Genomic DNA, 19,414 nt, shown 5'->3' with positions numbered 1-19,414 from the left:
CCCGGGGCTCAAGCCCCGGGACGAGCTGCTACGACAAAGTCCACCGGACCTCGTACGGCTACTTGACCGTACGCAGGCCCAGCGGCCCCGCGATCTCCTCGGCCATCACGCGGCCCGCCTCCTCGGCGAGCGACTCCTCCGTCAGGTCCTCGTCCGTGTCGAGGCCGTCCAGCTCCTGGAGGGGCTGGTTGAGGCGGACGTGGGCGACCAGCGACTGGAGGGCGCGCAGGGTGGCGGAGGCGGTGGAGCCCCAGTTGGAGAAGTACGAGAACTGCCACCACCACAGCGCCTCGGTGGTGCGGCCCGCGCGGTAGTGGGCGAGGCCGTGGCGCAGGTCGGTGACGACGTCGGCCAGGTCGTCGGAGATGCGGCAGGGCACGGGCGCCTTGCGCGGCTCGTACGGGTCGAAGACCTCGGAGTACACGTCGATGGGTTCGAGCAGCGCCGCGAACCGCTCGCGCAGCTCGTCGACGTCCTGCTCGGGGCCGAGGTCCGGCTCGTACCGCTCGTCCGGGACGATGTCCTCGTGCGCGCCGAGGCGGCCGCCCGCGAGCAGCAGCTGGGAGACCTCGAGGAGCAGGAACGGCACCGCGCTGTCCGGCTCGTCGCCCTTGGCCACTTCGGTGACCGCGACGATGAAGGACTCGACCTGGTCCGCGATCTGGACCGCGAAGGAGTCCGGATCCTGGTTGGCCGCGTGCAGCGTTGCGTCAGACATCGAGAAGTCGCCTTCCTTCAAAGGCCCGCCCGAGCGTGACCTCGTCCGCGTACTCCAGATCTCCCCCGACGGGGAGTCCGCTGGCCAGCCGGGTGACCCGCAGGCCCATCGGCTTGATCATGCGGGCGAGGTACGTCGCTGTCGCCTCGCCCTCCAGGTTCGGGTCGGTGGCCAGGATCAGCTCGGTGACCGTGCCGTCGGCGAGCCGGGCGAGCAGCTCGCGGATGCGCAGATCGTCCGGGCCGACCCCCTCGATGGGGCTGATGGCGCCGCCGAGCACGTGGTAGCGGCCGCGGAACTCGCGGGTCCGCTCGATCGCCACGACGTCCTTCGGCTCCTCCACGACGCAGATGACGGCCTCGTCGCGGCGCGGGTCGCGGCAGATGTTGCACCGCTCCTCCTGCGCCACGTTGCCGCACACCGCGCAGAACCGGACCTTGTCCTTCACTTCGAGCAGGGCGTGCGCGAGCCGGCGCACGTCGGCGGGCTCGGCCTGGAGGATGTGGAAGGCGATCCGCTGCGCGCTCTTGGGACCGACGCCGGGCAGCCTGCCCAACTCGTCGATGAGGTCCTGGACCACGCCTTCGTACAACGGACTGCCTCTCGTGGGTCTTCCGGGTGCTTACGGTAGTTGGTGGGCGGGCGCCGCATAAGGGCGGGCGCGCTCCCGTACGTGCCTCAGAAGGGCAGGCCCGGCATTCCGCCGAGGCCCTGCGCCAGCGGGCCGAGCTTCTGCTGCTGGAGCTGCTGCGCGTTCTCGTTCGCGGCCTGGACGGCGGCGACGACGAGGTCCGCGAGCGTCTCGGTGTCTTCCGGGTCGACCGCCTTCGGGTCGATGACGAGGCGGCGCAGCTCGCCGGAGCCGGTCACGGTCGCCTTGACGAGCCCGCCGCCGGCCTGGCCGTCGACCTCGGTCGCGGCGAGCTCCTCCTGCGCGCGGGCGAGGTCCTGCTGCATCTGCTGGGCCTGCTGGAGCAGCTGCTGCATGTTGGGCTGGCCACCACCAGGGATCACGGTGCACTCCGTCTTTTCGCGTAGTCGTGTGCCGGAAGGATCCGGCACTCCGAGCCTACGTGCTCTCCCCGCGCGCTGCTCCGCAACTCTTTCGAGTGAGTCGACGGAGGTTTCCCTACCTGATCAAGGCCCTCTTACGGGGGGAAATACCGGGATATCGGCTCTCGCTCCCACCATTCGGCGGTAGGAAGGGCAGTCACGTCTCGGGGGAGGCCGGGGACTGCCACGCATGGTGATGTGCCATCACTGTACGTTACGTCCGCTGATGATTTCGGAGGGAGCGCCAGGTGAGCCAGCCGGAGATGCAGCCCGAGAGGCCGCCGGGACCGCCCCGGGACGAGCGCGACCTGACCGGGCGCCCGTTCCCGCTGGGCGACTGGGGCGAGCCCGCGGAACGGCTGGACGAGCTGTACCGGTGGGTCGAGGCGGGGGCGCTGCGCACGGCCGAGTGGTACCTGGCGGACCGGCTGTGGAAGCGGCGGGGCGCGCGGGTGCTGCGGGTGTGCACGGCGACGGGCGCGATCGCCGGGGCGGGGCTGCCGCTGCTCGATGTGACGGGGGCGCTGCCGGGCGCGTCGGGCTGGGGCTACGTCTCGCTGCTCCTGGGCGCGGCCTGCCTGGCCTGCGACCGGTACTTCGGGCTGACGTCGGGGTGGATGCGGGATGTGGCGACGGCGCAGGCGGTGCAGCGGCGGTTGCAGGTTCTTCAGTTCGACTGGGCGTCGGAGAGTGTGCGGGAGGTTCTGGGGCCGACGGAGGGTACGGCGAGTGAGGCGGCGGAGCGGTGCCTGACTGTTCTCCGCCGCTTCTCGGAGGACGTCACGGAGCTTGTCCGCTCCGAGACGGCGGACTGGATGGTGGAGTTCCGCTCCGGCCCTGCCCCCCTGGTGATGCAGTCCCTGGCGTCGTTGTCCCCCCGCCCGGACGCGGCCCCCGGCCCCGGCCGCTTCCCCCTCCCCCCGGGCACCCGCCCCAACATGCCCCGCCAACGCCCCCCGGAGTCCCCACGCTGACGGTCCCCGCCTGCGGCGGGCTTTTCCCCCACCCCGCCCCTTCCCGAAAGCCCTCTGGCGGGCGGCCGGGTTCTTCATCTGCGGACCGGTGGGGGCTGGTCGCGCAGTTCCCCGCGCCCCTGGGGGGTTAGGGGCGCGGGGAACTGCGCGAGCAACCCAGCACGGTCCGCAGACGAACAGGGGGTCCGGGGGCGCAGCCCCCGGGAAAGCCGCCTCCACCCCCACCCACCCCCGGAGGGTTTCGGGAAGGGGTGGGGTGGGGCAAAAACCGCCGTTCAGCGGCGTGGCAGTAGCGTCCTCGCCAAGCGGCGGGTCAGGGGTGCGCGCGGCTTCGGGGGCGTCGGGGCCGAAGGGGTCGGCGCACCCTCGTGGCGGGAGCGCGGCGCCTTCGGCGCCACCGCCTTCTTGCCCGCGATCCGGATCAGCGGCGCCCCCGCCACCTCCTCCACCCCGTGCCACATGTCGGGACGGGACGACAGCCACGACAGGAGCTCCGTGCGCACCGGCCCCGGATCCGACCACGTGCCGTAGAACTTCGTTCCCGTGATGCAGATCGGGCGCAGGCCGGTCGTGGCGACCGCGCCCCACACCGCCGCCGCCACCCCAGGACAGTGCTCCGCCCGGAAGTCGTCGAACGCCACGATCCCGTCCGGGGCGACGAGCGCCCGCGCCGCCGCGATGTCCCCGTGCACGTGCTCGTACAGGTGCGACGCGTCCACGTGGATGAAGCGGCAGGACGACGCGGACACCCGGGACGTGATCACCGACGTGGGGGCCTGGACCACCACCGGGAGCTCGTCGTGGAAGGACAGGTAGTTCGCCTCGAACCCCCGCCGCGTCAGCGTCGCGTACGAGCGGTCCATCTCCTCGCTGTTGGGGTCGTCCGGCGCGGGCGAGTCGAACAGGTCGCAGACCGTGAACGTCTCGTCCTCCCGCAGGTACGACCCCAGGAAGATCGCGCTCTTGCCCAGGTACGCGCCGAGTTCCAGCAGGTCACCACGGAGTTCCTGGCGCTCCTGGCGCGCCAGGAACCAGTCGAAGAGCAGTTGGTCGGCGGGCCAGAACCACCCCTTCACGTCGGAGAAGCGGGCCGGGGCGGCGGCGCTCTGGGCGCTCGTCGTTGGTGGCATCGAGGACATGAACCGGTCCTACTCCCGCCAAGTGGCGCGGAGTTTACGGCCAGGGGTGGGGTGGGTGGTGCCCCGGCGACATCCCCCACATCCCCGGACTCAGCTGAAGATGATCATAGAGCCCTGCGCCAGCGACCGCGTCGCCGCCGCGTGCAGCCCCAGCCACACGTGCCGCTCCCGTGCGAAGGGGCTCTCGTCGTACGGGATCGGGCCCGCCGGCTCCTCAAGGGAGGTCGGGCGGTCCGGCGGGGCCGGGGCCATCGGCGGGTTGACGGGGTCTATCCCGATCGCCGGGGCCACGAACTCCAGCTCCCGCAGCAGCCCGTGGGTGGAGCCCAGCGGACCGCCCCCGGCGAGCAGTTCCTCGTTGGCGAGCGGGGTGCGGAAGTCCACCGGCACGTACGCCCCCGCGTGGTCGTAGTGCCAGACCAGATGGGACTGCTGGGCCGTCGTCTCGAACATCTCCAGGAGCTGCTCGTAGTCGCCGCCGAGCTCGTCGACCGGCGTCACGGCGAGGCGGCAGAGCTGGAGGAGGTAGGCGCGGCGCAGGAAGTGCAGGGCGTCGTAGTCGAAGCCCGCGACCGGGGCGACGTCGCCCGACAGGCCGGGCATGTACGCGAAGACGGGCACGGGCGGCAGCCCTGCCTCACCGAGTGCCTTGTCGTACGAGGCGATCTCCTCGGCGAACGGGTTGTCGGGGCTGTGGCACAGCACGTCGACGAGGGGGACCAGCCACAAGTCACAGGCCACGGGGCTCCTTACGAGGTCGCGATGGTCGGGACAGCGTAGTCCGCCGAGCACGCTCCGCGAAGCTCGCCCGTCAACTCCCGTGCGGGGTACGCGTCAACGCGCCCCGAAGCCGTCGGCTCAGGTGTCACACACGTATCAGCGGACGCATCACAACCCTGCCCGGCCTCAGCGGCCCACGTCCCAGATCCATACCCCGTCCACCCGCTGGCCCTCCCTGCCGAGCAGCCGCGCCACCGTCGTGTACAGCGCCTCGTCGTTGTCCTGCGGGGGCAGCACGACCAGCCCGGCCTTCCAGTACTCCAGGTCAGCCCGCGCCTGGGCGCGCCAGGCGGCGCCGATGTCGGGGATCGCGCCGCCGTAGCGCACATCGCGCAGGAGGTTGGAGGTCCAGCGCGGGGAGGCGCCGTAGATGCCGATGCGGTCCGGGCCCCAGGGGCCGTTGAAGTAGCCGCCGGGGAGCGGGAAGCCGAGGTCCGCGCGGACCTGCCAGTGCAGGGCGTCGGCGGCCGCCGGGTCGGGCAGCGGCACCGTCACCACGGACTCGCCGGGCTTCACGTACGTACGCCACAGCCCGTCCGCGAAGAACGACGGCACCGGCGCCCGCTCGGTCACCGTGAAGGGGGTCGGGACGATCGGCAGCAGGGCCAGGGCCACCGCGGCGAGGCCGACGGCCCGGTTCGCGCGGCCCGCCGTCGCCAGACGGCCGACCGCCAGCGCGACCAGCGCGCCGAGCGCCGGTGCGCAGACCATGCCGACCCGGCCCTCGATGACCGACTCGAAGAGCGGGCGGTGGGCGAGGGCGCGCCAGGGGCCGGGCAGGACGACGTCCGTGTACGGGATGCGGATCCGCTGCCCGAGCGAGAGCAGTGCCGCCGCGACCGCCGTGCCCGCGAGCGCCTTGACCAGGGCATGGCGCCACAGCCGTACCGTGATCGCGAAGGCCAGGGCGATCAGCGGCCAGCCGTAGAACGCGTTCTGCTCGGTCCGGTTGAGCGCCAGCTTGTCGGCCGCCGCCTCGTCGCCGAGCAGCGCCCGCCCGGAGAACTTCAGGAAGGAGAGCGGGCTGTTGCCCGCGCTGTCGCCGTGCAGCACCGAGTGGTAGCTCTGGCTGCCGAAGAACTGCCAGGTCAGGGGGTACGCCACCAGGGGCAGGCAGACCAGGGCGGCCACCCCGAGGCCCCTCGCGAGCGCGGGCCCGGCCTCGCGTACGACATCCCGCCGCGCCAGCGCGTACGACAGCGCGAAGAGCAGCATGCCGACCGAGGCGAGCAGCAGGACCTCCTCGCCGAGGAAGATCTGGTACGCGGTGAACAGGCCGAGCAGCACGCCGTCGCGGCGCACGTCCGCGGCCGGTGAGCACAGCCGCAGCGCGCGGTCGACGATCACCGGGATCATGAACAGGACGCAGAAGTTCGGGTGCGCGTTGGCGTGCGAGATCATCGGCGGCGCGAAGCCGGCGAGCGCGCCGCCGAGCCCGGCGGCCCACGGGTTGTCGGTCACCCACCGCGCGAAGAGCCGGTACCAGGCGTACGCGGTGGCGGTCAGGCCCAGCGTGAGGACCAGCGCCCAGGTGACGGTCGGGCCGAGCGCGAGCGTGACGGGCGCCAGCGGCACGGACAGGCCCAGCATGGGGGTGTTGCCCATGAGGTTCACCCCGTCCGGGAAGCCCTGGAGGGTGGTGAAGAGCGGGTTGCGCAGATGCCGGACGTTGTCGGCGGTGACCGAGAAGAACCACTCCCACTGGTTCTGGTCCTGACCGGAGTCGGCGAGGTAGCCGCGGCCGAGGTCGGTCCAGAGGTCCTTGTAGAGCAGGACCGAGGAGAGCAGGAAGAGGGCGAACAGGGCGAGGTTCGCACGGCTCGCGGAGCGGGCCCTGAGGCGTACGAGTTCGAGCAGCACGCGCCCGTAGTCGGCCGGGCCGACCTTGGAGCCCTCCTGGTGGGACCAGCGGACCGGGACCTCGGCCACGGGCCAGCCGTGGCGGCGGAAGTACTGGAGGATCTCCACGTCGATGCCCCAGCCGTCCAGGCGGGCGTCCGCGAAGGCCGCGCGCGCCTTGTCGCCGTCGAAGAGCTTGAAGCCGCACTGGGTGTCGTGGATGCCGGGGACCGCGACCGCGCGTATCAGCCGGTTGCCCATCCGCCCCAGCCACTCGCGGACCCGGCCCTGGTGGACCGCTATGTCGGCCTCGGGGTGGGCGCGGGAGCCGATCGCGGCGGCCGCCTCGGCGCCGTCGAGCTCCTTGGCGAGCCGGTCGAGCTCGGCGACGGGGGTGGCCAGGTCGGCGTCGGTGAGCAGCACGCGGGCGCCCCGGGAGGCGCCGACGCCGAGCCGCAGGGCGTGGCCCTTGCCGCGGTTGCGGTCGGCGGCGAGGAGGCGGATGCGGTGGTCGCCGGCGGCGGCTCGGCGTGCGACGTGGGCCGTGCCGTCCTCGGACCCGTCGTCGACGACGATCAGCTCCCAGGAGAGCGCCGAGTCGTGGAGGTGGTCCCGGATCGCGTCCAGGGTCGGTCCCAGGCGCCGCTCCTCGTTGTACGCGGGGACGACGACCGAGAGGTCGGGGGAGTCGCCGTCCGTCACCGCTTCAGCCGCTCCGCCCAGGTGAGCGAGTGGTCGTTGTAGGCGCTGATCACGGCGTACGCGGCGTCGCCGTCGCCCTTGACCACGGCGTCGACGAGGTCGCCGTGGCCGTTCCACAGCCAGTCGCTGAGGTCGGAGCGGCCGCGCAGGTACGGGACGGCGAAGACCCAGCACTGCATCCGCAGCCGATGCAGGAAGTCTGAGATGTACGGGTTTCCGGCGAGGGCGCCGAGTTCGCGCCAGAACCGTAGGTCGTAGCCGATGAGGATGTTGAGGTCGCCGCTGCGGGCGGCGCGGGCGCACTCCTCGGCGCGGCGGCGGACGGAGACGAGGGCGGGGCCGTGAGCGGCCCCGAGCTCGGTGATCTGCCGAAAGATCCCGTTCACGACAAGGGACCGGGCCTCGACCATCCCCTTGTAGTCCTCGATCGAGAACTCGTGGACGCGGAAGCCGCGGTGCTGGTCGGAGTCGAGCAGGCCCTGGGCGGTGAGGTCGACGAGGGCCTCGCGGACGGGGGTGGCGCTGACCCCGTACTGCTCGGCGATCTGCTTGACGGTGAACTCCTCGCCGGGCTGCAGGCGCCCGGCCAGTATCTCGTCGCGCAGCGCGTCGGCGATCTGCTGCCGCAGCGTGCTGCGCGTCACGCCTCCACTCGGGGGCACGGCGCCCCTCCCCTCGTCGGTATCCCGCACACGATAGGCCAGCCCCGGCTGGGACTCCCCCACCCCGCCCCTTCCCGAAAGCCCTCAGCCGGGCGGCTTGGTTCTTCGGCTGCGCGCCGGTGGGGGCTGGTCGCGCAGTTCCCCGCGCCCCTAGCGGTGCGGTGCCAGCTCATGGACCACCGCTCGCTCGACGTGACCATGGGGTACTACACCGTCTCCCAGGAACGGCGCCGCAAAGCCGTCGAGACCGTAGCCGCCCTGGCCACCGACCGTCGTGGTGACCCTCGCGGCTCCGCCGACCCCCTCGCCTACGAACTGCGGTCGGTCGCGGTGCCGAACGGCGGCTGCACCGAGCCCAGCAACGTCAAAGCCGGCGGCGGACACTGCCGCATCCGCTTCCAGTGCGCCGGCTGTGACTTCTACGAGCCGGACCCCTCCTACCGGCCCGCGCTGGAGCAGACCATCGCCGACCTGCGAGCAGACAAGGAAGCAGCGGGTCGCGATGGGAACCGCCGCCGCCCGGGCCGCCATGCAGGAGCAGGCCCAGCATGGGCTCCCCGCCGCAGCGGTCACCCCGTGGCAACGCGTCAGTGAGGCGAGTCTGCACACCGACCTCGCGCTGGCCCGTGAAGAAGTCAAGGAGTTGAAGACGGAGCGGGACCGGCTCCGGGAGCGGGTAAGGCTCGCGCTCGGCGCGGAGATCGACGACGTCCAACGGACCGAGTTTGTCTCCCGAATCCAGGATCTGGAGAAGCACAACGCTCTCCTGGTCGCCGAGCTGGCCGAGCAGACCGAGCGAGCAGGCAGGCTGGAACGCCGAACCCTCGAACTGGAAGACGAGGTTACTGCGGTTCGCAGAGCCCTCGCCCGCACCATCCGAGTAGCCCCAAGTTCGAAGGAATAGCGATGGCCCGTGAGGTTCCCGGCCGGCCTCTGCCGGGAACCTCACCACGTCTTGTCCCTCACGTGCCTCTGAGCCTGATCTTTCGCTAAAGCATGGCCCTACCAGCAGGTTCATGTGAGTCCCCGGAACCATGCGTGCAGATAACGCGGGTGTCGCATTTGCCGTACTGGGTGATCCAGTGGGGGAACTTCGCCCGGCTGCAGCCGGTCGTGGGGTGGGGTTCGGCGACGGTGAGCTTGGCGAGTTCGTCCCGGGCGATGCCGACCGGTGAGGGTTCCGGCAGGTCTGCCCGTGCAGCAGAGTGCTGGGCGGCGGGAGTGGCGGTGATGTTCTGACCTGCGGCCGGGGCTTGTGCGGCGGCCGCGGTCACGCCCGTGACCAGCACGGCGGGTGCGGGAGGCCGACGCCCATGGAGGCGGCCCTGCGCTGGCTGGCAGCCCGCACTCTTTCCAGCACCGACGTGGTGCGGCTGTGGGACGGCACCCCGGTGCCCTGCGGCGCCTCGCGCGAGACCGCGAGCTCCGCTCCGGCGAGGTGGGCGGAATGTACACCAGCGAGACCATCATCTCGGCCTGGTCCCAGTACCCCCGCCGTTCCCACCAGACCCCCTATGAGCTGCAGCGACTCATTTCTGAACGGAACACACATCATGCGCGTCAGCGTGCCCGCTCCACCCGGCGCTCGTCCCACACCGGCTCTGGGGTTTCGCGTACCCAGCCGTCGCTGCCGAAGACCAGGAAGCGGTCGAAGGACCGTGCGAACCAGCGGTCGTGGGTGACCGCCAGGACTGTCCCCTCGTACGAATCCAGACCTTCCTGGAGGGCCTCCGCCGACTCCAGGTCCAGGTTGTCCGTCGGCTCGTCCAGCAGCAGCGCAGTGGTCCCTTGGAGTTCCAGCAGCAGGATCTGGAAACGGGCCTGCTGGCCACCGGAGAGTCGGCCGAAGGTTTGGTCCCCCTGGCGGTCCAGCTCGTAGCGGCGTAGCGCCGACATGGCCGCGCCGCGGTCCTGGGCGTGCTCCGTCCACAGGATGTCCACCAACGTGCGCCCCATCAGCTCCGGATGCGCATGCGTCTGAGCGAAATGACCCGGTATAACCCGTGCGCCCAGCTTCACCGTTCCCGTGTGGTCGACATCCTCCCCGGCCAGCAGCCGCAGGAAGTGCGACTTACCCGAGCCGTTGGAGCCGAGGACCGCCACCCGCTCGCCGTAGAAGACCTCCAACGAGAACGGCTTCATCAGCCCGGTCAGCTCCAGGTGCTCGCATGTGACGGCCCGCACCCCGGTCCGGCCGCCCCGCAAACGCATCCGGATCTCCTGCTTGCGCGGCGGCTCCGGCGGCGGGCCGATCTCCTCGAACTTGCGCAACCGGGTCCGGGCCGCTTGGTAACGGGAGGCCATGTCGTCGCTGCGCGCGGCGTACTGCTGCAGGTCCTGTACCAGCTTCCTGAGCTGGGCGTGCTTCTCGGCCCAGCGGCGGCGCAGTTCCTCGAACCGGGCGAACCGCTCCTGCCGTGCCTCGTGGAAGGAGCCGAAGCCGCCTCCGTGCACCCAGACGTCGGAGCCGGCCGGTCCCGGCTCCACCGCGACGATCCGCCCGGCTGCGCGGGCCAGCAGCTCCCGGTCGTGCGAGACGAACAGAACCGTCTTGCCGGTCTCGGCGAGCCGCTCCTCAAGCCATCGCTTGCCCGGTACGTCCAGATAGTTGTCGGGTTCGTCCAGCAGGAGGACCTCGTCCGGACCGCGCAGCAGCGCCTCCAGCACGAGCCGCTTCTGCTCACCACCCGACAGGGTGCGCACCTGGCGCCACTGCGCTTTCTCGTACGGCATCCCGAGCGCGGCCATGGTGCACATGTCCCATAGGGTCTCCGCCTCGTAGCCGCGCGCCTCCGCCCAGTCGGCGAGGGCCTGGGCGTACTTCATCTGGGCGGCCTCGTCGTCCACCGTCATCATGAGGGTTTCGGCCGCGTCGACGGCCCGGGCGGCCTGCTGGATGCGCGGCGGCGCCACCGACACCAGCAGATCGCGGACCGTGGTCTCGTCCCGCACCGAGCCGACGAACTGCCGCATCACCCCGACGCCGCCACTGGAAGTCACGGTGCCGCCGTGCGGCTTCAGCTCGCCGGACAGCAGGCGCAGCAGCGTAGTCTTGCCGGCGCCGTTCGCCCCGACCAGGGCCGCCACAGCTCCCTCGCCCACCCGGAACGACACGTTCCCGAGCAGCACCCGACCGTCGGGCAGGTAGTACTCGAGGTGAGAGGCCTCCAGATGTCCCATCTTTCCTGTGTCCTTGTCTGCTGTACGGATATGGCGTGGGTGCGCCGGCGCGCTGTGTGGGCGGGCGGCCCCCAACCACGGTGCCAGGCGGGCCTGGTCGACGGCTGCTCATTATTTTCCCGGCCGCCAGCGGCCGGGGCCCCGGAGCAACCGCTCAGGCGTTGTAGAGGTCCGGTTCCGCTGGATCGGGGTGGGTCGAGCCGGGGGTGCCGGCCGGGGCCGTGAACCGGTGGCGTACGGCGAAGGCGACGGCGGTGCCCGCCAGCAGGGCGGCGACCGCGGCGACGAAGGCCGCCCAGGTGCCGTAGGCGCCGACGAGGAGACCGCCGAGTTGAGCACCGACGGCGGTGCCGACGACGTTAACGGTGATGACCCAGGTGAATGCCTCGGTGATGGCGCCTGACGGGGCCGTGCGCGCGACGAGTTCGTACTGCACGACCGTCACCGGGGCATAGACCAGGCCGCCGAGGGCGAGGGCCAAGCCTATCGACCAGTTGTCCCAGGCGAGCAGGGGCAGTGCGGTGAGCGCGGACAGGAGGAGCAGGCCGATGGCGAGGGTGCGTTCGGCGGGCCAGTCCCGGGTACGGCTGCCATACCAGAGCCCGCCGACGACCCCGCCGACGCCCCAGGCACCGAAGATCAGCCCGACGCTGTCCGCGGAGCCGTGTTCCTCGGCAAAGGCGGGCAGGGCCAGGTTGAACACGCCCGTGGACACGGCCGCGCAGACCAGGACGGCCAGCAGCCGGACCAGGCCCGGCGAGCGCAGCGCGCCCAGCAGGTCGCTCTCGGTCTCCTCGGCGCGCCAGTTGCGCGAGGCTTGCGTGGTGGCGAAACCGATGGCACCCACGCCCGCCAGAACCCCGCCGACGACCAGGGCCGTGGCGGGGGTTCCCCAGAACAGTATGCCGCTGAGCAGCAGCGGTCCGCCGATGAAGAAGATCTCGCTGAGCACCGCCTCCAGGGAGAAGCCCGCCTCCCGGCCGCTGGTGGGCAGCGCGCTCCACAGCGACCGGACAGAGCCGCTGATCGGCGGGATCGTGGCGCCCGCGACGCTCACGCACACCAGCTGCGGGAGGCGGGCGTCAGGCGCCATGCACACCAGAGCGATCAGTGCCAGCGGGTGGACAACACCGGTAAGGAGGAGCAGGGGAGTTTGGCCGTGCACGTCGACGCGGCGGGCGACGATCGGCGCAAGCACCGCACCGCCCAGCGAGTAGCAGGCCAGCAGCAGGCCCGCGGAGCCGTAGCCCGTGCCGCGCGAGGTGGCGAACATTACAAGGGCGAGCGTGACCAGGAACAGCGGGAACCGACCGACGATGCTCCACAGCAGTGGAGCGCGCATGGCCTTGTCGCTCAGGACGCTGAGGAACCGGTTCCCGGCGGGCGGGGGCTTGGAGTCGGTTTCAGTGGACAGCTCTTCGGGCCTGCTGTCGGATACGGCGTGGGTCATGGCATTCTCTCGGTTCTTGTGGGGACGGTCCGCCGGGCAGGAAGGTGCCGTTCAGAGCGCGGCAACGACGGCGGCGATCTCCTTAGCGAACAGGATCTGTTCCGCCTCGTCGAGTTCCGGGGTGAGCGGTATGCACAGGGTGCGGCTCAGCCCGTCGCGAGTTGCGGCGAAACCGTCCCGGCTCAACGGCGCGTAACGGTCGTCGCCGTCGGCCAGGTTCCACGGGAACCCATCCGCGTACAGCGAGGCGCGGCCCGCCACCACCGGGTGCTCAGGCAGAAGGTACTTGTCCAGAGTCCAGCAGGGCAGCCCCCGTTCCTCCAGCCGCTCCATGGCCCGGTCTCGCAGATGCCGCGACTCCAGCAGCAGCCGCACGCTGGTCTTGACGTCACCAGGGCGCTTGGGGATCACGGTGACGTCCGAGCGCTCGCCGAGCGCCTCCAGCGTCAGGGCGTAGTGCCGCTCCAGCGAGGAGAGGATCTCGTCCAGCCGCCGGAACTGCTGGAGCTGTACGGCGGCCACGGCCTCGTTGGCACACAGGTTTTCGCCGTAGAACGCGCCGGGGTTCCAGCCCGGGTACTTGCCCTGCTCGCGGGCAGAGCCATGGTCGGTGTAGGAGCGCAAGACGTCCCAATGGGCGGGGTCGCGGACCACGACCAGGCCGCCCTCGCCGGAGGTGAGGATCTTGGCGTGGTGAAAGCTGAACGTGCCCGCATAGCCGACGGTGCCTGCGTGCCGTCCGTCCGTGTGGCGTCCGCCCATGGCCTGCGCGCTGTCCTCGATCAGGTACGGCACCCGCTCGGGCAGGTCGACGACGGTGCCCTCCATGTGCGCCACTACCACTCGCTCCGCGTCCGCGGGCAGCAGCGAGGCGTCCAGGCCGAACCGCTCATCGACGTCGACGAGGACCGGAACCAGTCCGCAGGACAGCACGGCACCGGCCACCGCGACGAACGTGACCGCCGGTATGTACACCGGGTCGCCGACCCGCGGTCGGGTGCCCATCAGCGCCACACGCAGCGCTTGTGTGCCATTCGGCACGGTCAGCGCCCGCCCCGCGCCGAGCCGTTCGGCCGCATACGCTTCCAGCAGGTCGGCGTTGCTCGGTGCAGGGGCGCTGTAGCGGAAGAGGACCTTGTTGTGGAGGGACCGGTGCAGTTCGGGGGTGTCCCCCAGGGAGAGGTAGTTGGCGCCGTAGGGGAAGGGACGCAGCATCAGCAGGCTTCCGTTCGAGGTGGGTGGACAGGGGCTGCGGGGAGAGGCCGCGTCAGAACGGGGCGAGCAGGAGCTGCCGGACCTGACGGGCGACACGCTGGGCGCCGCGCCGGTCGTCGCCGGCGTGCTCCAGTGCCCGGGAGATGCGGTTCCAGAGCAGGTCGGCACTTCGGACGGCACGGTCGGCCGAGGTGTCCGGTGCGTCCGCGTCGAGCACCTCGATGTCGGCCGCCTCCGTGATCCCGGCAAGCCGACCGGCCTGGTCCGCGTCCAGCGCCGGGAGCAGCAGCAGCGGGACCCGAGCGGCGTGCGCCTGGTTGACGGCGGTCAGCAGGGGCGAGGAGACCAGCAGCGACGCCTCGGCCAGCAGCCGCTCCGTGGCAGCCTCCTCGACCCCTACGACGGGCAGCGCGCCGGTGACCTCTCCGGCCGCGGACAGCAGGGCGGACCGCGCGGGCACCGGCGCGTCCAGGACCACGCCGAGCAGCGGTTTCCCGTCGTACCGTGCCGCTTCCGCGGCGGCGCGCAGGGCCGCGCCCGCCCGGGCGACGGCCGCGTGGTCGTCGGGGTGCAGATCCGGTGTGGACAACTGGACGACCGCGCCGCGCGCCGCACGCGCCCGGGCGGCCCGGGGCGGGGCGATCGTGCCGACGGTGTGCACGCCCTTGGCGCGCTGCCCGCCCAGCCAGCCCGGCCGGTGCAGGCAGCGGACGGCCGACGGCGGCCAGGCGTCGCCGGGCGGGGGACCACCGGAGGCGACGAATACGACTGGCACGCCGGAGGCGCTCAGGCGCGCGGCGAGCACCTCGTCGTCGCACACCACGGCGGCGCCGGGGGCCGGGCCTGTGTCCGGCTCACCGGTCAGCTCGACTTCGGTGAGGTGGGCGCTGACATGGCGCAACGCGGCCCGGGACTCCAGCGTGGGCCGGGCGGCGGCGAGCACGCGCAGCCGCGGCGGGGCGGGATGCGGGGCGGTGGTGGGTGAGGACATGGGTGGCTCCGGGCGCGGTCGGTTGCAGACGCGGGCGTGAGGGGAAAGCGGGGCCGTCAGTAGCTCCAGGCCGGTACGGCGCCCATGCGGGCAAGGTCGTCGCTGTAGCCGGCGGCGGTCGCGGAGCAGCCGCCGCACATCGTCGGACCCTGCTGCTTGAAGAGATCCGCGTGGGTGCGGAAGACCGGGCTGTCGAGCATGACCTTGCCGTCACCGGTGCGCAGCGGCGCGCCGCCGGGGCCCTCGTCCCCCTCCTTGTGCGGGAGGCAACTGCACGAGAACATCCGGCCGTTCTTGCCGTCCAGGTAGATCACGTCGTCGGTGACCAGACACAGCGGCTCCGATGCGCGCGGCGGCAGGGACTCCTCGAAGAAGGCCTTCTGCTCCTCGGGTGTCTCGCCGTAGAAGCGCTTGCCGAGCGGTACGAGCGTGGTGGTGGGGTCGGCGGTGTAGATGGGCTCGCAGGCGGCGATGACCTCCTCCGCCGACGGATAGTGGATCTCACGGTCCAGCTTGATCGCGGACAGCTCCCACTGCTGGACGCCGAGGTCGGTCAGCACCCGCTGCAGCTCGGGCATCTGCGCGAAGTTGTGCGGTCCCACGACGGAGTTGACGCGCGGGATGATCCCCAACTCCTTTGCCCGGCGCAGCCCTTCCAGACCGTTGTCGAACATGCCGGGAGAGCGGCGGTAGACGTCGTGGGTGGCGGCGGAGGAGCCGTCCAGGCTGACGATCACCTGGGCCAGCCCTGCGTCGGCGAGCCGGTCGACGAAGCGGGGCAGGAACATGCCGTTGGTGATCAGCGACATGCGCATGCCGTGCTCCGTGCCCAGGCGCACCAGTTCGACGACGTCCCGGTGCATCAGCGGCTCGCCGCCGGTGAAGCGGACGTAGCCCACCCCCTTCTCCACCGCCTCCGGCAGCAGTTCGGCGAAGTCCTCCGGGCTGAACCGGTAGGTGTCCCGGGACAGGGCGAACTCGCACATGAAGCAGTCGGCGTTGCATGCCTCCAGCACACGGATGAACAGATACCGGTGTCGTTCCTGCATGATCGGTCAGCCTTTCAGGAAGGGAGGTCGGCGGGGCGGTGACTGGTGCCGCGGCGTGCCGCGGTGGCCAGCACGATGTCGGCGACTTGGGCCGCGCCGCCGGTGCCGACCAGCCGGGCCAGGGCGGTCCATTGGCCTTGCTGCCGCTCGACCGCGGCGAGGCAGGCGCCGATGCGCTCGGTCAGGGCCGTGCGGACCGGCGCGGGGGTGCGGGCGGCGCGCGCGATCCCGCCGTAGATCAGTTCCAGGGCGGCATCCTCGCCGGGCGATCCATCGCCGTCTGCGACGTCACCGGGTGCCGTGACCAGGCGGGCGTCGAGCACCTCCTGGGCGCGGAACACCTCCTCGGGCCACTCGGCGACCGGCGCCTCGGTGGCCTGCGCGTAGAAGGAGGCGTTGAGGATCTGGCTGATGTTCTGCGGGGGCAGGCACACCACGGGCACCCCGCGCGTGCTGGTCTCCAGCAGCGTGGTCAGACCGGGGGAGGTGAGCAGGACGTCGGCCTCGGCGATCTCGGTCAGGAAGCCCTGGTGGCCGAGGGCGCCGCTTCGTACGTCGAGGCCCGCCGGAACGGTGATGCCGTCGAACATCCCCTCGGGCACGTTGCCGCACAGCGTGACCTGCCGGGTGCCCCACGCGGCGAGAGCGTCAAGCGCGGCCGGCACCGTCAGGGACAGGTAGGCGGAGGGATCGTCCAGCAGCGGTGACAGCAGGCCGCCCAGGCTGACCACCGCGCGGCGTTCGCCGGCCCGCCGCATCTCGCGGCCCGTCCGAACCGGCCCGGGGACAACCACTGACTCGACCCAGCGCAGGTTCTCCACACGGGCCAGCACGGGCCAGGCCGGACCCGGCAGCCCGGGAACCAGCTGCGCGCAGTAGGCGCTGGCTCGCAGCGGCAGGCTGTCCAGATCGTCCTTCGTCCACAGGAACGGCAGGCTGTCGACGAACACGACGGGGCAGCCGGCGTCCTCCAGCGCCGATGCAGCGGCCCGGTCCAGGACGCACACGGCGACGTCCAGGGACCGCTCGTCCACCAGGGCGCGCAGCGCCCGCGCATCCGTGAGGTCGACGTCGTGCCACTCTTCGACACCGTGGCCGCGCACGATCTCGCGGCCGAGCCGCGAGCCGAGCCCGACGAAGCGCACGCAGTCGCCGAGCTCCGCCCGCAGCGCGTGCACGATCGCACCGAGCTTTCCGGCGCTGCCCCAGCCGAACTCGACACCACAAAGGGCGACGGTCACGGCGGTGGGCGACTTGGCGCGGCCAGCGGCCGTGGCGAGTGTCCGCAGAAAATTCGTCATGCCGGCACCACCGTTTCCGCAGTGGCTGGCTCCGCCACGGGCGTGTCGGGGCCGTCCGTCGCGTGCCGGTGGTAGGCCAGGGCCGGGTCCAGCTCCGGTGCGCTCCACGGCCCCGGCCGGACGCCGAGACCGGCCGCCCAGTCCAGGGCGGTGCCGACCGCGCCGCCGAGGCCCTGCGCGGACCAGCTGCCGTCGAACGGCAGCTGCAGCACCGGGGAGATCTCGCCGAGTGCCGAAATCATCGGGCTGTAGGTGGTGCCGGGGTCGAGCAGCAGGGCGACGGGCTTGCGCAGCGCGGAGGCCCAGCCCAGTTCGAGCGCGACGCCCGTGGAGGGCGGGGTCCCCGGGTAGGCGAGCACCAGGTCGGCACACTGCATCGCGCGGAAGTCGGAGGGGACGCACTCCTGTGGGGGCAGACCCCACTCGCCCCACCCCTCGTTGTGGTGGGCGTTGAAGACTGCATGCCCGGCGTCGAGAAGTGCCTCACGCAAGGCCGACAGCCGCTGCCGCCACTGCGGACGGACCACGCCATCGGCCGGATCGATGAACTGCACGAACGGCGCGGCGAGAAAGACACGCAGGCCACCGGTGAGGCCGTCGCCGATGCGCCGGCCGGCTGCGGTGTGCGCCGCGGCAGCGGACGTAGGGGGCAGGGGAGTGGTGCCGCTCATGCCTGCTCACCCGCCTCGGTCAGCCGGTCATACTTCAGGGCATTACCGCGTGCCAGCTCCACCGGGTAACGCTGCTCGTTGAGGGCGAGCTTCTCGCGGGCGGCCGCGAGCAGGTCGATACCGGCCGAACGGGACAACCGCAGCAGATAGTTGAGGATGTCGGCCAGCTCGTGGGCGAGTTCGCGGCGGAACTCGGGGTCCTCGAAGGGGCGTGCCGCGGCCTCCTCCGGGGTGAGCCACTGCAGAAGCGCCAGCAGTTCCCCGCTCTCGCCGCCGAGGGCCATCGCCAGGTTCTTGGGGTTCTGGAAGGCGTCCCAGCCGCGTGCGGCTACGAAGGAGTGCAGTTCGACGGCGTACTGGTCCAGGTCACTCATGTGCGTCTCCGGTGCGGTGTGGCGCTGCGGGCAAGGTCAGGCCCCATTGAACGATGCAGGTGTCGGGGTGGTACGCGGCCGGCATCAGGCCCTCCAGGGACCAGCCGCGGCTCTGCATGAGCGCGGTGATGGCGGGATCCGGCGGCTGGTGGGTGTAGAGCTTGCGACCGAGCCCGCGGTACAAGTCGGGCAGCTGGTCCAGGAGCTGGGCGAGGACCGCTGGATGGTCCGCGCACAGCGGCATCAGCTTGACGGACAGGCCCTTCTTCGGGCCGGCGGCGGCCACTCCGCGCACGGTGTTCGTTTCGTCCACCGCCACATGGATGATCTTGAACTTCTGGTTGAGATCACCGTGGTGGCGCCGGTCATGCCCGGCAATCAGCGCGTCCACCCAGTCCGCGCTCACACCCCGGTACGCGGGCTGCATCGCGCGCAGCACGAGCTCACGTAGCCCGGGCGCGTCCTGTGGCCGGAACAGGCGGATGCGGGCGCCGCTCACGGCGCCGCTGTAGTCGTCCCCGGCGGGCTCCGTGCGCAGGGTCAGGTCCTTGTAGAGCATGTGCTCGGTGCTGTCCGACTTGTACTGGCCGGGCGCGCCGCCCGCCAGCACGAAGCCATGCCAGAGGAAGAAGTCGATCGCGGCGGTGTTGGCGGCGGCGACCGTGCAGTAGAGCTGCCGGGCGCCGGCCTCGCGGGCGAAGTCCTCCGCCGCGCGCAACAGGGTGGTGCCGAGTCTGGAGCGGCTGCGGTGCTCCGGCACGAGGATCAGCGGACTGATCTTCACCGTGCCCTGACGCTTGACCACCAGGTGCAGCACACCCAGCCGCTCGGCGTCGGGTGTGTCGTCCGAACACAGCATGAAGGTGCGCTGGGAGTGGGAGAAGTGGCCGAACGGGTCGCGTCCGGAGGCGAGATGCGCATCGAGGACGCGATCGGCGTGCGCGGCGTGGTCACCGTCGTAGAACAGGCTGAGCGTGCTGGTGAAGAGGGACCTGAGGAAGTCTCGGTCGCCCTCGCCGGCCGCGCGGATGCGCGGGGAACCGGCCTGGGGCGGCTCAGTCGTGGGCATGGGCGCGTGGGGCGGGGCTGTCACCGTGTGATCACCTTGGTCTGGGTCGCTGGGCTGCTGTCGCTGTTCACGCCAGGTGCCGTCCGGCCGAAAGGTCCCGCATGGCACGGGACTTGCGTATGTCCCGGGTCGGCACGGTCCTCTTCAGCCAGCGGTCCGTGCCATGGGACTCCGCATCGTGGTCGCGGTCTGCCGCGGGAACACACGCCCTGTCGTCACCGCGCGCCCGCTGCGGCGGGCGCCGAGA

General features: G+C 71.5%; 19 protein-coding genes. 3 read left to right on the top strand and 16 right to left on the bottom strand.

All coding sequences use genetic code 11. The features are described from left to right. Positions 1-58 precede the first annotated feature (58 nt). The 3 genes from QIY60_RS14425 to QIY60_RS14415 form a co-directional block, all read right to left on the bottom strand. Complete coding sequence (locus QIY60_RS14425) at positions 59-718, bottom strand: DUF5063 domain-containing protein (protein ID WP_283142799.1); 660 nt, start codon at positions 716-718, stop codon at positions 59-61. Next, positions 711-1,310 carry a recombination mediator RecR gene (gene recR / locus QIY60_RS14420; protein WP_283142798.1) on the bottom strand — a complete coding sequence of 200 codons (600 nt, stop codon included), beginning with the start codon at positions 1,308-1,310 and terminating at the stop codon, positions 711-713. The genes QIY60_RS14425 and recR overlap by 8 nt, the downstream gene beginning before the upstream one ends. Before the next feature lie 86 nt (positions 1,311-1,396). Next, positions 1,397-1,732, bottom strand: a complete 336-nt coding sequence (locus QIY60_RS14415; protein WP_283142797.1) for a YbaB/EbfC family nucleoid-associated protein — start codon at positions 1,730-1,732, stop codon at positions 1,397-1,399. Between the two features lie 287 nt (positions 1,733-2,019). Between QIY60_RS14415 and QIY60_RS14410 the strand changes: the two genes are divergently transcribed. Beyond that, positions 2,020-2,745, top strand: coding sequence for an SLATT domain-containing protein (locus tag QIY60_RS14410; protein WP_283142796.1), 726 nt, complete (start codon positions 2,020-2,022; stop codon positions 2,743-2,745). Positions 2,746-3,020: 275 nt separating this feature from the next. On the opposite strand, the gene QIY60_RS14405 is transcribed toward QIY60_RS14410, so the two are convergent. The 4 genes from QIY60_RS14405 to QIY60_RS14390 all read right to left on the bottom strand — a co-directional run bounded on the left by QIY60_RS14405 (position 3,021) and on the right by QIY60_RS14390 (position 7,867). Beyond that, positions 3,021-3,875 carry a class I SAM-dependent methyltransferase gene (locus QIY60_RS14405; protein WP_283145925.1) on the bottom strand — a complete coding sequence of 285 codons (855 nt, stop codon included), beginning with the start codon at positions 3,873-3,875 and terminating at the stop codon, positions 3,021-3,023. A 99-nt stretch (positions 3,876-3,974) separates the two neighbouring features. Then, positions 3,975-4,625: a hypothetical protein gene (locus QIY60_RS14400; RefSeq protein WP_283142795.1), complete on the bottom strand. Its 651-nt coding sequence runs from the start codon at positions 4,623-4,625 to the stop codon at positions 3,975-3,977. Between the two features lie 165 nt (positions 4,626-4,790). Continuing rightward, a complete protein-coding gene (locus tag QIY60_RS14395; RefSeq protein WP_283142794.1) occupies positions 4,791-7,205 on the bottom strand; it encodes a dolichyl-phosphate beta-glucosyltransferase in 2,415 nt (804 codons plus the stop codon). Next, entirely contained in the window at positions 7,202-7,867 is a 666-nt protein-coding gene (locus tag QIY60_RS14390; RefSeq protein WP_283142793.1) for a GntR family transcriptional regulator, read from the bottom strand. Before QIY60_RS14390 ends, QIY60_RS14395 begins: the two co-directional genes overlap by 4 nt. A 171-nt stretch (positions 7,868-8,038) precedes the next feature. Between QIY60_RS14390 and QIY60_RS14385 the strand changes: the two genes are divergently transcribed. Further along, complete coding sequence (locus QIY60_RS14385) at positions 8,039-8,461, top strand: hypothetical protein (protein ID WP_283142792.1); 423 nt, start codon at positions 8,039-8,041, stop codon at positions 8,459-8,461. Further along, positions 8,370-8,771: a hypothetical protein gene (locus QIY60_RS14380; protein ID WP_283142791.1), complete on the top strand. Its 402-nt coding sequence runs from the start codon at positions 8,370-8,372 to the stop codon at positions 8,769-8,771. The genes QIY60_RS14385 and QIY60_RS14380 overlap by 92 nt, the downstream gene beginning before the upstream one ends. A 656-nt stretch (positions 8,772-9,427) precedes the next feature. On the opposite strand, the gene QIY60_RS14375 is transcribed toward QIY60_RS14380, so the two are convergent. The 9 genes from QIY60_RS14375 to QIY60_RS14335 all read right to left on the bottom strand — a co-directional run bounded on the left by QIY60_RS14375 (position 9,428) and on the right by QIY60_RS14335 (position 19,167). After that, on the bottom strand, positions 9,428-11,047 hold the full coding sequence (locus QIY60_RS14375; protein WP_283142790.1) for an ATP-binding cassette domain-containing protein: 1,620 nt from the start codon (positions 11,045-11,047) through the stop codon (positions 9,428-9,430). A gap of 154 nt (positions 11,048-11,201) precedes the next feature. After that, positions 11,202-12,497, bottom strand: a complete 1,296-nt coding sequence (locus QIY60_RS14370) for an MFS transporter (protein WP_283142789.1) — start codon at positions 12,495-12,497, stop codon at positions 11,202-11,204. Between the two features lie 51 nt (positions 12,498-12,548). Further along, positions 12,549-13,712 (bottom strand): DegT/DnrJ/EryC1/StrS family aminotransferase, encoded by a 1,164-nt coding sequence (locus QIY60_RS14365; protein ID WP_283142788.1) that lies wholly within the window; start codon positions 13,710-13,712, stop codon positions 12,549-12,551. 52 nt (positions 13,713-13,764) lie between these two features. After that, a complete protein-coding gene (blsF, locus tag QIY60_RS14360) occupies positions 13,765-14,703 on the bottom strand; it encodes a CGA synthase-related protein (protein ID WP_283142787.1) in 939 nt (312 codons plus the stop codon). A 56-nt stretch (positions 14,704-14,759) separates the two neighbouring features. Further along, positions 14,760-15,752, bottom strand: a complete 993-nt coding sequence (gene blsE / locus QIY60_RS14355) for a cytosylglucuronate decarboxylase (protein ID WP_283142786.1) — start codon at positions 15,750-15,752, stop codon at positions 14,760-14,762. Between the two features lie 14 nt (positions 15,753-15,766). Then, positions 15,767-17,053, bottom strand: coding sequence for a hydroxymethylcytosylglucuronate/cytosylglucuronate synthase (locus QIY60_RS14350; RefSeq protein ID WP_283142785.1), 1,287 nt, complete (start codon positions 17,051-17,053; stop codon positions 15,767-15,769). After that, a complete protein-coding gene (locus QIY60_RS14345) occupies positions 17,050-17,724 on the bottom strand; it encodes a nucleoside 2-deoxyribosyltransferase (RefSeq protein ID WP_283142784.1) in 675 nt (224 codons plus the stop codon). Before QIY60_RS14345 ends, QIY60_RS14350 begins: the two co-directional genes overlap by 4 nt. Further along, positions 17,721-18,098 (bottom strand): nucleotide pyrophosphohydrolase, encoded by a 378-nt coding sequence (locus QIY60_RS14340; RefSeq protein ID WP_030958865.1) that lies wholly within the window; start codon positions 18,096-18,098, stop codon positions 17,721-17,723. The genes QIY60_RS14345 and QIY60_RS14340 overlap by 4 nt, the downstream gene beginning before the upstream one ends. Next, the gene (locus tag QIY60_RS14335) at positions 18,091-19,167 is read right to left on the bottom strand and encodes a GNAT family N-acetyltransferase (protein ID WP_283142783.1); all 1,077 of its coding nucleotides are present in this window, start codon (positions 19,165-19,167) and stop codon (positions 18,091-18,093) included. The genes QIY60_RS14340 and QIY60_RS14335 overlap by 8 nt, the downstream gene beginning before the upstream one ends. Positions 19,168-19,414 lie beyond the last annotated feature (247 nt).

This window comes from Streptomyces sp. BPTC-684 (genome assembly GCF_030028635.1).
Taxonomy (GTDB): Bacteria; Actinomycetota; Actinomycetes; order Streptomycetales; family Streptomycetaceae; genus Streptomyces; species Streptomyces noboritoensis.
Note: the sequence above shows the minus strand (reverse complement) of the source record. Positions and strands in the feature narration are given on the sequence as shown.